The organism is Mesorhizobium sp. Primo-A (genome assembly GCF_003997175.1).
In the GTDB taxonomy this organism is placed as follows: Bacteria; Pseudomonadota; Alphaproteobacteria; order Rhizobiales; family Rhizobiaceae; genus Mesorhizobium; species Mesorhizobium ciceri.
Genome location: NZ_RZTG01000003.1, coordinates 467,062 through 480,325, shown reverse-complemented (window position 1 = coordinate 480,325; position 13,264 = coordinate 467,062). Strand labels below are relative to the sequence as shown.

16 protein-coding genes are annotated in these 13,264 nt (G+C 62.2%); 6 read left to right on the top strand and 10 right to left on the bottom strand.

All coding sequences use genetic code 11. From position 1 onward, the window contains the following. Positions 1-146: 146 nt before the first annotated feature. The 4 genes from EOC83_RS07770 to petA all read right to left on the bottom strand — a co-directional run bounded on the left by EOC83_RS07770 (position 147) and on the right by petA (position 3,750). Positions 147-842, bottom strand: coding sequence for a phosphatase PAP2 family protein (locus tag EOC83_RS07770; RefSeq protein WP_013529987.1), 696 nt, complete (start codon positions 840-842; stop codon positions 147-149). Positions 843-969: 127 nt separating this feature from the next. Next, positions 970-1,842 (bottom strand): cytochrome c1, encoded by an 873-nt coding sequence (locus EOC83_RS07765; RefSeq protein WP_013529986.1) that lies wholly within the window; start codon positions 1,840-1,842, stop codon positions 970-972. Between the two features lie 28 nt (positions 1,843-1,870). After that, on the bottom strand, positions 1,871-3,172 hold the full coding sequence (locus EOC83_RS07760; protein ID WP_013529985.1) for a cytochrome b N-terminal domain-containing protein: 1,302 nt from the start codon (positions 3,170-3,172) through the stop codon (positions 1,871-1,873). A gap of 17 nt (positions 3,173-3,189) precedes the next feature. Further along, positions 3,190-3,750: a ubiquinol-cytochrome c reductase iron-sulfur subunit gene (gene petA / locus EOC83_RS07755; RefSeq protein WP_013529984.1), complete on the bottom strand. Its 561-nt coding sequence runs from the start codon at positions 3,748-3,750 to the stop codon at positions 3,190-3,192. A 315-nt stretch (positions 3,751-4,065) separates the two neighbouring features. Between petA and EOC83_RS07750 the strand changes: the two genes are divergently transcribed. Next, complete coding sequence (locus EOC83_RS07750; protein ID WP_013529983.1) at positions 4,066-4,410, top strand: cupin domain-containing protein; 345 nt, start codon at positions 4,066-4,068, stop codon at positions 4,408-4,410. Between the two features lie 3 nt (positions 4,411-4,413). On the opposite strand, the gene EOC83_RS07745 is transcribed toward EOC83_RS07750, so the two are convergent. Genes EOC83_RS07745 through EOC83_RS07725 form a run of 5 tightly spaced genes read right to left on the bottom strand, consistent with a single transcriptional unit; the run spans position 4,414 to position 9,407 of the window. Continuing rightward, complete coding sequence (locus tag EOC83_RS07745) at positions 4,414-4,725, bottom strand: DUF6665 family protein (RefSeq protein WP_013529982.1); 312 nt, start codon at positions 4,723-4,725, stop codon at positions 4,414-4,416. Position 4,726: 1 nt separating this feature from the next. Continuing rightward, a complete protein-coding gene (locus tag EOC83_RS07740) occupies positions 4,727-5,206 on the bottom strand; it encodes a GNAT family N-acetyltransferase (RefSeq protein WP_063168843.1) in 480 nt (159 codons plus the stop codon). A gap of 4 nt (positions 5,207-5,210) precedes the next feature. After that, the gene (locus tag EOC83_RS07735; RefSeq protein ID WP_032808649.1) at positions 5,211-7,094 is read right to left on the bottom strand and encodes an ABC transporter ATP-binding protein; all 1,884 of its coding nucleotides are present in this window, start codon (positions 7,092-7,094) and stop codon (positions 5,211-5,213) included. A gap of 10 nt (positions 7,095-7,104) precedes the next feature. Further along, a complete protein-coding gene (locus tag EOC83_RS07730; RefSeq protein WP_063168844.1) occupies positions 7,105-8,982 on the bottom strand; it encodes an ABC transporter ATP-binding protein in 1,878 nt (625 codons plus the stop codon). Between the two features lie 29 nt (positions 8,983-9,011). After that, the gene (locus EOC83_RS07725) at positions 9,012-9,407 is read right to left on the bottom strand and encodes a hypothetical protein (protein WP_082826695.1); all 396 of its coding nucleotides are present in this window, start codon (positions 9,405-9,407) and stop codon (positions 9,012-9,014) included. Positions 9,408-9,850: 443 nt separating this feature from the next. Here EOC83_RS07725 and EOC83_RS07720 point away from each other — a divergent pair, with 443 nt between their 5' ends. Both EOC83_RS07720 and soxR read left to right on the top strand, forming a co-directional pair. Further along, on the top strand, positions 9,851-10,309 hold the full coding sequence (locus EOC83_RS07720; RefSeq protein ID WP_063168846.1) for a tRNA (cytidine(34)-2'-O)-methyltransferase: 459 nt from the start codon (positions 9,851-9,853) through the stop codon (positions 10,307-10,309). 132 nt (positions 10,310-10,441) lie between these two features. Then, positions 10,442-10,915 (top strand): redox-sensitive transcriptional activator SoxR, encoded by a 474-nt coding sequence (gene soxR, locus EOC83_RS07715; RefSeq protein ID WP_063168847.1) that lies wholly within the window; start codon positions 10,442-10,444, stop codon positions 10,913-10,915. 103 nt (positions 10,916-11,018) lie between these two features. On the opposite strand, the gene EOC83_RS07710 is transcribed toward soxR, so the two are convergent. Beyond that, positions 11,019-11,276 carry a hypothetical protein gene (locus EOC83_RS07710; protein WP_013529975.1) on the bottom strand — a complete coding sequence of 86 codons (258 nt, stop codon included), beginning with the start codon at positions 11,274-11,276 and terminating at the stop codon, positions 11,019-11,021. 114 nt (positions 11,277-11,390) lie between these two features. On the opposite strand from EOC83_RS07710, the gene hemF reads away from it, so the two are divergent. From hemF to EOC83_RS07695, 3 genes are all read left to right on the top strand, one after another. Then, complete coding sequence (gene hemF, locus EOC83_RS07705) at positions 11,391-12,305, top strand: oxygen-dependent coproporphyrinogen oxidase (protein WP_024504549.1); 915 nt, start codon at positions 11,391-11,393, stop codon at positions 12,303-12,305. A gap of 311 nt (positions 12,306-12,616) precedes the next feature. Next, positions 12,617-12,877: a DUF1344 domain-containing protein gene (locus tag EOC83_RS07700; protein WP_013529973.1), complete on the top strand. Its 261-nt coding sequence runs from the start codon at positions 12,617-12,619 to the stop codon at positions 12,875-12,877. A 200-nt stretch (positions 12,878-13,077) separates the two neighbouring features. Further along, the gene (locus EOC83_RS07695; RefSeq protein WP_013529972.1) at positions 13,078-13,263 is read left to right on the top strand and encodes a DUF1059 domain-containing protein; all 186 of its coding nucleotides are present in this window, start codon (positions 13,078-13,080) and stop codon (positions 13,261-13,263) included. Position 13,264: the final 1 nt, after the last annotated feature.

The window sequence follows — 13,264 nt, the reverse complement described above, 5'->3', positions numbered from 1 at the left end:
GTTTCTCGCCACCGTTCGATGCATCGAATATCAACCTGTTGTCGGCGTGCCAACGGACTATTTTTCGAGCTGCCCTCCGGACATGGCCATGAGCAAAAAAAGGGACGCCGAAGCGCCCCTTTCTGGTCTAATCCGATTGACAAAGATTACATGCCGAGATCCGAACGAAGCTCGGCCCTGGCCACTTCATACTCGGCCTTGAAGTCGTCCCGGTTGAGCAGGACCGCGGCGATGACGCTGCCGGAAATCCTGCCCATCTCGACGTCGGACGCATAGTGGATGCCGCCGACCTCGCGGTTGTGGGCGTATTCGGCCGCACGCGCCATGATCTCGGCGCGCTTTTCCGGAACCATATCGGACAGGATGATGCCCATCATGGTGCCGACGGTGGCGTGGCCGGACGGCCAGGAACCCGAACTCGACAGCTTGACCGCCGGCTTGACGAGGTCGCTGAGCTGGTGCGGACGCGGGCGCTTCCAGATATCCTTGGCCGGATCGACGACGGCGCCTTCGGTGGCCACGACGCGGTCGAAGAAGGCGCTGAATTTGGGCAGCGTTTCCTTGTTGAATTTCGGCCCCATGACGTTGGCGAAGCGCCAGACATTCTCGTCGGCATCGGCGACGGCGCTGGCTACCATCTCGGGCGTGCGTGTCACCTGCAGCATCAGCACCTCGCCGAGTTCGGCCTTGGTCTGCGCCGAATCGTTTGCCGGCGGCGGCGGCAGGATCATCGTCAGGTCGACATCCTTGTTGGTGACGAAAGGCTGGGCGTCTTCCGCTTGCGCGGCCGAGCCGACGATGAGCAGCAACAGGCCTGCCGCGAGCGATGCGTATCTTTTCATGGGTGCGATCCTTTGATGAGAGCAGCACAGGATCGCCGGATGCGGTGACGGCCATGTGACATGGCCGGCTTCTGGAAATGCAAAAGGGCGCCTCTCGGCGCCCTTCGTGATCACTTGATCGTGTGGCTTAATGCGCCACGCCTTCCCACACCTTGCGCTTGGTGAGATAGACCAGCGCGCCGAACAAAAGCAGGAACACCAGAACGCGAAAACCGGTCTTCTTGCGGTCTTCCATATGCGGCTCGGCCGCCCATGCCAGGAAGGCGGAGACGTCGCGGGAATACTGGTCGATGGTCTGCGGCGCACCGTCATCATAGGTCACCTGACCATCGGAGAGCGGCTTGGGCATCTTCAGCGACACGCCGGACATGAAGTACGGATTGTAGTGGGTGCCTTCCGGGATGACCATGCCGGCCGGCGGTGTCTGGTCGTAGCCGGTCAGCAGCGAGTGGATATAGTCGGGGCCGCCCGCGTCGTACTGGGTAAAGATATCGAAGACGAACTGCGGAAAACCGCGTTCGACACCGCGAGCCTTGGCCAGCAGGGACATGTCTGGCGGAGCAGCACCGCCATTGGAGGCAGCGGCGGCTTCCTCATTGGCGAAGGGCGGCGGGAAGTGGTCGGACGGCTTGCCCGGACGGTCGAACATGTCGCCGGCATCGTTGGGACCGTCGTGGATGGTGTACTCGGCCGACAGCGTCTTGATCTGCGCATCGGAATAGCCGAGGTCCGACAGCGTGCGGAACGCCACCAGGTTCATCGAATGGCAGGCCGAGCAGACTTCCTTGTAGACCTTGAGGCCGCGCTGCAGCTGCGCCTTGTCATAGGTGCCGAATGGGCCAGTGAAACTCCAGTCCATTTCCTTCGGCTCGTCGATCGGGAAATGCGTCGGATTGGCCACATTGTGTGCCTCTTCGGCGGCGATCGCCCGAGTGCCCGCGGCCCCAGCGGCGACGGCCACAAGGCCGATCAGCGCCAGCGAGGTGAGAATCTTTTTCATGCCAAATCCCCTTAGATTCTCTACCCGCTCAGCCTTTGGTTTCCGGAGCCGCCGTAGCGCCCGCCGGATGTCCGCTGCCGCCCTTGTTCTTCTCGAGCACCGCCTCGGTGATCGAGTTCGGCAACCGTCGCGGCGTCTCAATCAGGCCGAGCACCGGCAGCGCGATCAGGAAGAAGGCGAAGTAGAACAATGTCGCCATCTGCGCCATGAACACATAGCTGCCTTCTGCCGGCTGCGAGCCCAGCCAGCCAAGCAGGATGGCATCGGCCACGAACAGCCAGAAGAACAGCTTGTACCAGGGCCGGTAAACCGCCGAGCGCACCTTCGAAGTGTCGAGCCACGGCACCAGGAACAACATGACGATGGCGCCGAACATGCATAGCACGCCGCCGAGCTTGGAGTTGATCGGCCCGACATTGAAGGTGATGGCGCGCAGGATCGCGTAGAACGGCAGGAAGTACCATTCGGGCACGATGTGGGCCGGCGTCTTCAGCGGGTTGGCGACGATGTAGTTGTCGGGATGGCCGAGATAGTTCGGCAGGTAGAAGACGAAATAGGCGAAGAAGAACAGGAACACGATCATGCCGAACGCGTCCTTGATGGTCGCGTAGGGGGTGAAGGCCACGGTGTCGGTCTTCGACTTGACCTCGATGCCCGTCGGGTTCGACTGGCCGACGACATGCAGCGCCCAGATGTGCAGCACGACAACGCCGGCGATCATGAACGGCAACAGATAGTGCAGCGCAAAGAAACGGTTCAGCGTCGGGTTGTCGACGGCAAAGCCGCCGAGCAGCAGCTGCTGGATCCAGTCGCCGACCAGCGGAATGGCGCTGAAGAAGCCGGTGATGACGGTGGCGCCCCAGAAGCTCATCTGGCCCCATGGCAGCACGTAGCCCATGAAGCCGGTCGCCATCATCAGGAGATAGATGATGCAGCCGAGGATCCACAGCAGTTCGCGCGGCGCCTTGTAGGAGCCGTAATAGAGGCCACGGAAGATGTGGATGTAGACGGCGACGAAGAAAAACGAGGCGCCGTTCGAATGCATGTAGCGCAGCAGCCAGCCCGAATTCACGTCGCGCATGATCTTCTCGACCGAGCCGAAGGCCAGATTGGTGTCGGCCGTGTAATGCATGGCCAGCACGATGCCGGTCAGGATCTGCGCCACCAGCATGATCGACAGGATGCCGCCAAAGGTCCATGCATAGTTGAGGTTGCGCGGCACCGGATAGGCAACGAAGCTGTCATAGACCAGCCGCGGCAGCGGCATGCGGGCGTCGAACCAGCGTCCGAGACCGGTTTTGGGCGTATAGGTCGAGTGTCCCTCGCTCATCGAAATATCCCCCTGCCTCAACCGATAAGGATCTTGGTATCGGAAATGAACTTGAATACCGGAACCGCCATGTTCTCCGGCGCCGGGCCTTTGCGGATGCGGCCGGCGGTGTCGTATTGCGAACCGTGGCACGGGCAGAACCAGCCGCCGAAATCGCCTTCCTGGCCAAGCGGAATGCAGCCGAGATGCGTGCAGACCTGAACCATCACCATCCAGGCTTCCTTGCCGGGCGTGGTGCGATTGGCGTCGGTCGCCGGTGCGTCGGCCGGCAGATTGGCGTTGCGGGCGATCGGATCCTTGAGATCGGCCAGCTTGACCGCCTCGCCGTCCTTCATTTCCTGTTCGGTGCGGTTGCGGACCACGACCGGCTTGCCGCGCCATTTGACGATCAGCGACATGCCCGGCGTCAGCGAGGCGACGTCGACTTCGACCGAGGCGAGCGCCAGCGTCGAGGCGTCAGGGCGCATCTGGTCGATGAACGGCCACGCGAAAGCACCCGCGCCGACCACTGCGGCCATGCCGGTGGCGACGTAGAGAAAATCACGACGGTTGGGATCCTGGGTGTCGGTTGCGCTCACGGGTGCCTGATCCTTTCGCCTCTTCCGTGCCGGTGGTTGAGCCTTGTTCCCCGCTCAAATTACGCCAACCCGACAGCGCATGGCGAACAGGCTTGCGAATTCCTCCGGCATTTGGACTTCGGTTTATGCGTGAAGCCCGTTTTTGTCCAGACGGGTGAAGGCACAAGGGCAGATTGTCGCGGGGACAAAATCCGCCGCCGGTCAACACGACGCCGGATAGCCGCCAACCATCACTAAACAACCGGGAAACACCCGCAAATCCGACGCCCTTGTTCGGCTCGACACAAGGCCCCAGCCGGGTCTATCCTTGTCATCATGGCACACGTCATAGACCGCGACACCTGGGCCGTTCGCTCGGACCATTGGAAGGGCGAGTTGCAATGTGGCGCCTACGGCTCCAACTCCTGCCTGATCTTCAACTATCTGCCTGATGTCGGCGGCGGCCCGCGCCTGCACACACATCCCTACGCGGAGATCTTCATCATCCGCCAGGGCACCGGCCTGTTCACTGTCGGCGACCAGGAAATCGAGGCATCCGCCGGCCAGATCCTGATCGTGCCACCCAATACGCCGCACAAATTCACCAATCTCGGCCCAGGCCCGCTGGAAACGACCGACATCCACGAGAATGGCAGCTTCATCACCGAATGGCTGGAGTGATCCCTATTTCGCGCCGAGCCTGGCCAGCACCGCTTTCGGGATGTTGTATTCACGAATGACGGCATCGTGCTTGCGCAAGCCGCACAGCTCGCGCTGGATGAAATAGCCATGCACCGCCTCGGCGGCATCCTTGAGCAGAAGGGGGCGCAGTTGCTCGTCGGCATTGTCGCGCAGCCTGGCCAGCGTTTCCTCTACCCGCTGGCCGGCGCGGCCGAGTGCTGCCGCCTTTTCCGCCAATATTTCATGGCCGAGCGCGTCGAAGGCGGCTTCGGCGGCCGAGGCGCCGGCAAGATGAGATGGCGGACGCAAGGACATTTCAGCCTCCTTTCCCGAAAACCATGCGGTGTGTGACGAACTCTTCGCCCGCCACGCGCTGAAAGCCAAGCCGTTCATAGAAACGGAAAGCTTCTTGCGGCGCGCGGGTGTTCAGCATGGCGAAATGGTGACGTGCCCTGTCGACAACGGTTTCGACCAGCATCCGGCCAAGGCCGGCGCGACGGTGGCGCGCGCTGACGAACAGGTGCCGGACCCGGCCGTGGCCCCTGTCCTCGAAATAGGGATCGATGTTCAACCCGCACACGCCGGCGAGTTCCCTTCCATACCATGCTCCGTACAGCGCCTCCCCCCGTTTCAGGAACTTGTTGCGGCCACTTGCCCAGCCATCCGCAAGGCGTACCAGCATCCAGTAGCCTTCCAGCCGGCTCTCTTCCTTCAGCGTGTCGAAGGCCGGCATGGTCGGCCGAAACCGCTTGAGCACGTAGCCGACCTCTGGGATGGCGCCTGTCGATCCACCCATTGAGCTACTCCGCCGGGCGCGTCTCTTCGAGCACGCTGTCCTCGTGATAGAGAAAACCGCCGGACTGCCGCTTCCACAGCCGCGCATAGAGCCCGTCGAGCGCCACCAATTGGTCATGCGTGCCTTGCTCGACAATGCGGCCGCCGTCGAGCACCACCAGACGATCGAGTGCTGCGATCGTCGACAGCCGGTGGGCGATGGCGATGACCGTCTTGTTTTCCATCAGCCGTGTCAGATTCTCCTGGATCGCCGCCTCGATGTCGGAATCGAGTGCCGAGGTCGCCTCATCGAGAATCAGGATCGGCGCATCCTTGAGGAAGACGCGGGCGATCGCCACGCGCTGGCGCTGGCCTCCCGACAGCTTGACGCCGCGCTCGCCGACAAACGCCTCGTAGCCGGCGCGGTCCCTGTTGTCGCGCAAGGTCAGGATGAACTCGTGCGCCTCAGCCTTTTTCGCCGCCGCGATCACCTCCGCATCGGTCGCGTCAGGCATGCCGAGCTTGATGTTGTCGCGCAGCGAACGGTGGAACAGCGCCGTGTCCTGGCTGACGACGCCGATATTGGCGCGCAGCGAATTCTGCGTAACTTTGGCGACATCCTGGCCATCGATGGTGATCGACCCGCTCTCGAGATCGTAGAGGCGCAGGATCAGATTGGCGAGGGTCGTCTTGCCGGCGCCGGACGGTCCGACCAGCCCTACCTTCTCGCCTGGCCTGACGACAAGGTCGATGCCGTTCAGCACGCCGAAACCTTTGCCGTAGTGGAACTCGACGTTCTTCACCGCGATACGGCCACCCGCAACGACGAGTTCCTTGGCGTCGGGCGCATCGGTGAGGCCGAGCGGCTGCGAGATCAGCGCCTTGGAATTCTCCAGCACGCCGAGGTTTCGCAAGATGCTGTTGAGCTGCATCATCAGCCGGCCGAGCAGCATGTTGAGCCGCAGCACCAGCGACAGGGTGAAGGCGACCGCGCCGACGGTGATCGAGCCCTCGACCCAGAGATAGACGGCAAAGCAGCCGATCGCCGTGATCATGATGCCCGACAGCGTGGTCAGCGCCATGCGCACGCCGGTCAGCCGGCGGGTGAACGGGCGCAATGCGTCGAGATAGATGTCGAAACCGTTCCTGATGTAGCGGTCGTCGCCATCGGCCGAGAACAGTTTCAGCGTCTGCACGTTGGAATAGGAATCGACGATGCGGCCGGTGATCATCGAGCCGGCCTCGGCTGTTTCCTCGGCATGCTTGCGGATTGCCGGCAAATAGAGCTTGGCCAGCCAGCCGAAGGCGGAAATCCAGATCACCACCAGAACCGCCAGCCTGAGATCGAGGCCTGCGACCAGCGCCAGCGTCGTCACCGTGTAGACGATCATAAACCAGACGACCTCGATGAAGCTTTCCATCAAGTCGCCGGTCGCCTGGCCCGCCTGCCAGACCTTCGTCGCGATGCGGCCGGCGAAATCGTTCTGGAAAAAGGCGTAGGACTGGCGCGAGACATGCCGGTGCGCCTGCCAGCGCACCAGATTGTAGAAGCCCGGCGTGATCGTCTGTTCGTCGACCAGCGCCGACAGGCCGACGACGACGGTGCGGATGACCAGCACCACCACGGCCATGAAAACCAGTTCAGGGCCGGCGGCGGCCCACAGTGCGTGCCAGCTGCGCTCGGCGGGAAGCTGGTCGAGAATATCGACCAGCCGCCCGACGAAGTAGAACAGGCCGGCCTCGACCAGCGGCGCGATGCCGCCGATGACCAGCATGGCGAAGAAGGCGAACTTCGCCTGGCCGACATAGTGCCAGAGAAAGCCGCCGACACTGATCGGTGGCCGAAGATTCGCCGGCTCCCTGAACGGATAGACCCAGTTCTCGAACCAGCGATAGACGGCTGTCATCATGCGGCGGCCATCATTCTGCGGCTTGCCTCTTTGCAAGTGCGTCGTTGGCGGGACCGTCCTCAAGCAGGAACCCGCCCGACTGGCGCTGCCAGAGCTGCGCGTAGAGCCCGCCCTTGGCGACGAGTTCTTCGTGCGAACCTTCCTCGATGACACGGCCCTTGTCCATCACCACCAGCCTGTCCATCGCCGCGATGGTCGACAGCCGGTGCGCGATGGCGATGACGGTCTTGCCTTGCATGAGCTTGTAGAGATTCTCCTGGATCGCCGCCTCGGCTTCGGAATCAAGCGCCGAGGTCGCTTCGTCAAGGATAAGTATAGGTGCGTCCTTCAACATAACGCGAGCAATGGCGACGCGTTGCCGCTGGCCACCGGACAATTTGACGCCGCGGTCACCGACATAGGCGTCGAAGCCCTTGCGGCCGCTGGCATCCGAAAGCCCCGATATGAAGTCCAGCGCCTCGGCGCGCCGCGCCGCCTCGACAAGCATCTCGTCGGTTGCATCGGGCCGGCCATAAAGGATGTTCTCGCGCACCGAACGATGCAGCAGCGAGGTGTCCTGCGTGACCATGCCGATCTGCGCACGAAGCGAATCCTGCTTCACAGCGGCGATTTCCTGGCCATCGACCAATATCTGCCCGGCTTCGAGGTCGTAGAAGCGCAGCAACAGGTTGACCAGCGTGGACTTGCCGGCGCCGGAACGGCCGACGATGCCGACCTTCTCGCCCGGCTTCACCGCCAGCGACAGGCCCTCGATCACACCCTTCTGCTTGCCGTAGTGGAAGCGAATGTCCTCGAAGCGGATCTCACCCCTGGAAACGCTGATCTCCTTCGCGTCCGGCCGGTCCTCGACAAGGCGCGGCAGCGAGATCGAGGCGATACCGTCCTGCACCGTGCCGATGTTCTCGAACAGGCCCGACATTTCCCACATGATCCATTGCGACATGCCCCACAACCTGAGCACAAGGCCGATGACCACGGCGACCGCGCCGATCGTCACTGCTTGCCCCAGCCACAGCCACAGCGCCATCGCGGTCACCGAGAACAAGAGCAGCGCGTTCAGTATGTAGAGCGAGCCGAAAAGCACTGTCACCAGGCGCATCGACCGGTAGACCGTTTCGAGAAAGCCGGACATACCGTCTTTGGCGAATGACGCTTCGCGGCGTGCATGGCTGAACAGCTTGACCGTCTGGATGTTTGAGTAGCTGTCGACGACCCGGCCCGTCATGATCGAGCGCGCATTGGCCTGTTCCTCGCCGACCTTGCCCAGCCGGGGAATGAAAAACCGCAGCAAAAGGATATAGCCGACCAGCCAGACGCCGAGCGGCGCGGCCAGCCGCCAGTCGGCCGAGCCGACGATGAGCAGCATGCCGAGGAAGTAGACGATAACGTAATTCAGGACGTCGATCACCTTGATGACGCATTCGCGCACGGCGAGAGCCGTCTGCATCAGCTTGGTCGCGATGCGGCCGGCGAACTCGTCCTGGTAGAAACTCATCGACTGCTTGAGCAGATAGCGGTGCACCTGCCAGCGGATGCGCATGGGATAGTTGCCCATCAGCGTTTGCTGGTTGAGGAGCGAATGCAGCCATACGGTGCCCGGCAGTGCGAACAGCACGATGAAGGCCATGCCGGCAAGCTTCCAGGCTTCCGTCTGCAGGAAGGTTTCGCGATTCTGCCCCGACAGCCAGTCGACGATGCGGCCGAGGAAGCCGAACATCCACACTTCCGCGATCGCGATGGCCGTCACCAGCACTGCGTCGAAAAGGATATAGGGCCAGGCGCCGCGCGTATAATGCACGCAGAAGGCAACCAGCGTCTTGGGCGGCTCGACCGGTTCCGCCGCGGGGAACGGATCGAGCCTTTTTTCAAACCAGCTAAACAACAACATAGGTCATGCCTGTGAAATGTGTTTGCCGCTTACGCGGCACGTGAGCGTACGAAGTCCCCGGAACCCATGGCGTCGAGTGCCGACGGTCCGGAATCACCCGGACCGTCGGCAATGCTTCGCGCAATATAGGGGCTCGCGGGCTTTTCGCCGACAGCTGCGCCAGACGATCCTGACGACACGGTGCCGCCAGCCCGGTTTTTCGGGCCAGGCCGGATCAGCCGGATGATCCGGCGCACCAGCGACGGCCGCCCGGGATCGGGAACCGCGCGCGAAAAATCGACATCCGGCAGCATGCCGCGATGCGGCCGGCGGCGAACCTCGGCGTGAACCGCCGACGAATAGGTGTCGCCGATCAGCAGCGCCCAGGTCGGCAGTCGGTGGATATGCAGGCTCCTCGAGCCCGGTATTCTGTAGGGATCGAACATCGGTCCGTCCTCCGTGTGAAAATCGAGATAAAAAGGCGAAGCAATATCGTCCGCCGGCATTCGCCCGGAGACACGCATTGCATCGGTCCGGACATGACGAGTGTCGGTCCGGACAGCTTCAGTTGGGGCGTTCAGCCCTTTTGACTTTTTGAAAAACATCGCAGGATTCCTTCGGAAGCCGAAAAATCGTTTCGGCGGGAATCGGTGCGATCAAGTCTTAGAGAGTCAGGAGAATCGTCGTACCGAAACCGCCGGCAGGCAGGTAAGCCCACGAGAGGGGCGCTGGATGTGCATGGTCATCATGAATTACCCCTCCATCGGTTCGGGTTGACAATGCTGGTTGTATACCCGACTTCGCAGAAAATGGCCACCCGCAGGTCCAGCAATTTCCAAAACCGCCAAGCCGCTGTGGCCGATCCGCCACTTATTAGAAGGACGCGGAAATGAACCGTCGTCTCCGCATCGCGCTCTACCAGCCTGACATTGCCGGCAACACCGGAACAATCCTGCGCTTCGCCGCGTGCCTCGGACTTGGCGTCGACATCATCGAACCGGCCGGATTTCCGCTCTCCGACAAGTCGCTCAAGCGAGCCGGCATGGACTACCTCGAAATGGCTGCCCTGACCCGGCATGTCGACTGGCACGCCTTCGAGGAATGGCGCAAGGCTGGTTCGCACCGGCTGGTGCTGCTGTCGACCAAAGCCACGACGGCCTACACCAGCTTCAGCTTCGCGGACGGTGACGTCCTCCTGTTCGGCCGCGAATCCGCAGGCGTGCCGGATCCTGTCCATCAGGCGGCGAATGCGCGCCTGACCATCCCCATGCAGGGTACGGCGCGCAGCATCAACGTGGCGCTCTCCGTCGCCATGGTGGTGGGCGAAGCCATCCGGCAACTCGGATAACGGCACTCCGTCTCCCGACATCTCGACCCAGGCGCACATCGCCTTCTCCTTCGTTTGCACATCCAGGGTTTCTTCGCTACAAGCTCAACTTAACTTGAGGTCAAGCAGAAAAATCGGGACGGAAAATCAGACATGGCGCCTGTAACGGAATTAACGGTTGGCCAGGTGGCCATGCGCAGCGGGGTGGCGGTGTCGGCGCTGCATTTCTACGAGGCCCGCGGCTTGATCCGCAGCCACCGCACGTCGGGCAACCAGCGCCGCTACGGCCGCGACGTGCTGCGGCGCGTGGCGATCATCAAGGTCGCACAGGAGGTCGGCATCTCGCTGGCCGAAATCGGTGCCGCACTTGAATCACTGCCCGAAAGCCGCACGCCGACGCGCGACGACTGGAACCTTTTGTCGACCGCCTGGCGCGACGGGCTCGATCACAAGATCGCCCAGTTGAAGAAACTGCGCGAAGGGCTGACCGACTGCATCGGCTGCGGCTGCATGTCGATCGACAAATGCCCGCTGCGCAACAAGGGTGACCGGCTGGCACGCGAGGGAACGGGGGCAAGGAGGCTGGTCGCTCTTCCTTCTCCCCGTTCACGGGGAGAAGGTGCCTGAACGCAGTGAAGGCAGATGAGGGGCGGCGCCAGCATTGAGAGGTTCGTGCCGCTCCTCAACCTGCCTGCCGGCACCCTCTCCCCGTAAACGGGGCGACGAAATCCTAGTCGGCCGCAGGCAACCGCCTGATGGTGAACTCGATCAGGTCGCCCGGCCGCTCGAACCAGCTTTCGATCTCGGTCCAGTAGGCCTGCTTGGGAAAGCGCTCGAACCATTCCTTGGCCTTGAGCCGGGCATCGGAGCGTGGCAGCACGAAGGTCTCGCGCAGGAAACCGTCGCGCGGCATACGCACGCGCTCGGCACGGCTTTGGTCGAGCCTTTTCTTTAGGCCATCCAGCGGCGGTCTTGCCGGGGTGCGCACGAAACAACTCCTTGCACCGTAATGACACTTGACCCTGTCCCCTAAGAGATTAGGGATCGCGCCGGCAAAAGACGAGTCATTTGTGGGACTCGCCGCCCCAACCGGAGACGGCATTTGGAACGACCAGAAATACCGGCGGGCCTGCCCGCCGACATCGAACAGAAGAAGATGAAGGCGCGCCTCTGGTTCGAGGCGCTGCGCGAACGCATCTGCGCCACCTTCGAGCAGATCGAGCAGGATCTTGGCGGGCCGCTGGCCTCGTGGTCGCCCGGCCGCTTCGAAAAGACGCCATGGGAACGTGACGAGGGGCGCGGCGGCGGCGGCACCATGTCGATGATGCACGGTCGCGTCTTCGAAAAGGTCGGCGTCCACACATCGACCGTCCATGGCGAGTTCTCACCCGAATTCAGGAAGCAGATGCCCGGTGCCGAGGAAGACCCGCGCTTCTGGGCATCCGGCATTTCGCTGATCGCGCACCCATGGAATCCCAACGTTCCGGCCGTGCACATGAACACGCGCATGGTGGTCACATCCAGCCAATGGTTCGGCGGCGGTGCCGATCTGACACCGGTGCTCGATCGCCGCCGCACCCAGGACGACCCCGACACGGTCGCCTTCCACCGCGCCATGCAATTCGCTTGCGAGAAGAATGTCGCGGTGGCCGATTACCCAAAATTCAAGGCCTGGTGCGACGAGTACTTCTATCTGTCGCACCGCAACGAGCCGCGCGGCACCGGTGGCATCTTCTTCGACTGGCTGCATTCGGGTGAGGACAAGGGCGGCTGGAATGCCGATTTCAACTTCGTCCAGGATGTCGGCCGCGCTTTTCTCGTCGTCTACGGCCACCTTGTGCGCGCCAACTTCAACGAGAACTGGACCGATGGCGACCGTGACGAACAGCTCATCCGCCGCGGCCGCTACGTCGAATTCAATCTGCTTCACGATCGCGGCACCATATTCGGACTGAAGACCGGCGGCAATGTCGCCGCCATCCTCTCCAGCCTGCCGCCCGAGGTCCGCTGGCCGTAACAAAATGGTGAGCCCGGCGTGAGCCGCATTGATGTCCCATTCGCTCGAATTGGGCATGGAATGTGGCACACGGTGCGGCGAAAAATTTCTTTTTCGTCTAATAGGCTCTTGAAAAGACTGGTCTATTTGTGGCGCGGGGTCGGGAAGCGCCGGCGGTTCGCCTGCGCGCAATTTCAGGAAAGTGCGAAACGGCTTTCCGACCGGAATTGCGTCAAGACAAAGCGAGCCGCGACCCGACGCGACCGGACGGCCCAAGACGACGCGGGACATCTTCGTCAAAAAGATACCCGCCTTTCCAGGAGTACTTCGCAATGCGCAAGATCATTGTTTCGGCGGCCGCCGCTGCCCTTCTCGCTTCCGGTTCGGTGGCGTTCGCCGCCGTCAAGCACACCACCGGGACGATCAAGACCTTTGACACGACGGCCATGAGCCTGGTCCTCGACGATGGATCGTCTTTTACGCTTCCCAAGACCTTCAAGGATCCTGGCCTGCAGGTCGGTGAAAAGGTCCGTGTCTCATGGGACATGAGCGGCAAGAAAAAGATTGCCGAGGCTGTCAAGATCGCCAAGTGAAGGCCTGCCCGCCAAAACGGGACGAGACGAGGGCGGAGCGATGCTGCTCCGCCCTTTTGCCGTTGACGGCAACCAATACCACCCCATCTGTGTTATGCTTCTCACCCGTTCGCGGTCCGCGGTTTCAACCCTGGAACCGGACATGGGCCAAAAAAGTGCCGGAGCCTCGACCAGGCTCCACGGAGAAAAGGAGAAATCTCATGAAGGAATTTCACTGCGGGTCGCTCGTGCCCGGCTGTGACTGGCACACACGTGCCGACGAGGAAGCCGAGGTCATGCGCCGTGCCGTCGAGCACATGCGCGAGACACATGGTGAGACGGTCATCCGCGAGACGATGATCGAGGCGATCCGTTCGCGCATCGAAAAGACCCGCGACGCGGCCTGAT

What these genes read in the sequence shown, in the direction of transcription:
- EOC83_RS07730 (WP_063168844.1), bottom strand. Translation starts at nt 8,982, where the DNA reads ATGTTGTTGTTTAGCTGGTTTGAAAAAAGGCTCGATCCGTTCCCCGCG.
- EOC83_RS07760 (WP_013529985.1), bottom strand. Translation starts at nt 3,172, where the DNA reads ATGAGCGAGGGACACTCGACCTATACGCCCAAAACCGGTCTCGGACGC.
- EOC83_RS07695 (WP_013529972.1), top strand. Translation starts at nt 13,078, where the DNA reads ATGAAGGAATTTCACTGCGGGTCGCTCGTGCCCGGCTGTGACTGGCAC.
- EOC83_RS07770 (WP_013529987.1), bottom strand. Translation starts at nt 842, where the DNA reads ATGAAAAGATACGCATCGCTCGCGGCAGGCCTGTTGCTGCTCATCGTC.
- EOC83_RS07750 (WP_013529983.1), top strand. Translation starts at nt 4,066, where the DNA reads ATGGCACACGTCATAGACCGCGACACCTGGGCCGTTCGCTCGGACCAT.
- EOC83_RS07745 (WP_013529982.1), bottom strand. Translation starts at nt 4,725, where the DNA reads ATGTCCTTGCGTCCGCCATCTCATCTTGCCGGCGCCTCGGCCGCCGAA.
- EOC83_RS07735 (WP_032808649.1), bottom strand. Translation starts at nt 7,094, where the DNA reads ATGATGACAGCCGTCTATCGCTGGTTCGAGAACTGGGTCTATCCGTTC.
- EOC83_RS07765 (WP_013529986.1), bottom strand. Translation starts at nt 1,842, where the DNA reads ATGAAAAAGATTCTCACCTCGCTGGCGCTGATCGGCCTTGTGGCCGTC.
- EOC83_RS07725 (WP_082826695.1), bottom strand. Translation starts at nt 9,407, where the DNA reads ATGTTCGATCCCTACAGAATACCGGGCTCGAGGAGCCTGCATATCCAC.
- soxR (WP_063168847.1), top strand. Translation starts at nt 10,442, where the DNA reads ATGGCGCCTGTAACGGAATTAACGGTTGGCCAGGTGGCCATGCGCAGC.
- EOC83_RS07740 (WP_063168843.1), bottom strand. Translation starts at nt 5,206, where the DNA reads ATGGGTGGATCGACAGGCGCCATCCCAGAGGTCGGCTACGTGCTCAAG.
- EOC83_RS07700 (WP_013529973.1), top strand. Translation starts at nt 12,617, where the DNA reads ATGCGCAAGATCATTGTTTCGGCGGCCGCCGCTGCCCTTCTCGCTTCC.
- EOC83_RS07720 (WP_063168846.1), top strand. Translation starts at nt 9,851, where the DNA reads ATGAACCGTCGTCTCCGCATCGCGCTCTACCAGCCTGACATTGCCGGC.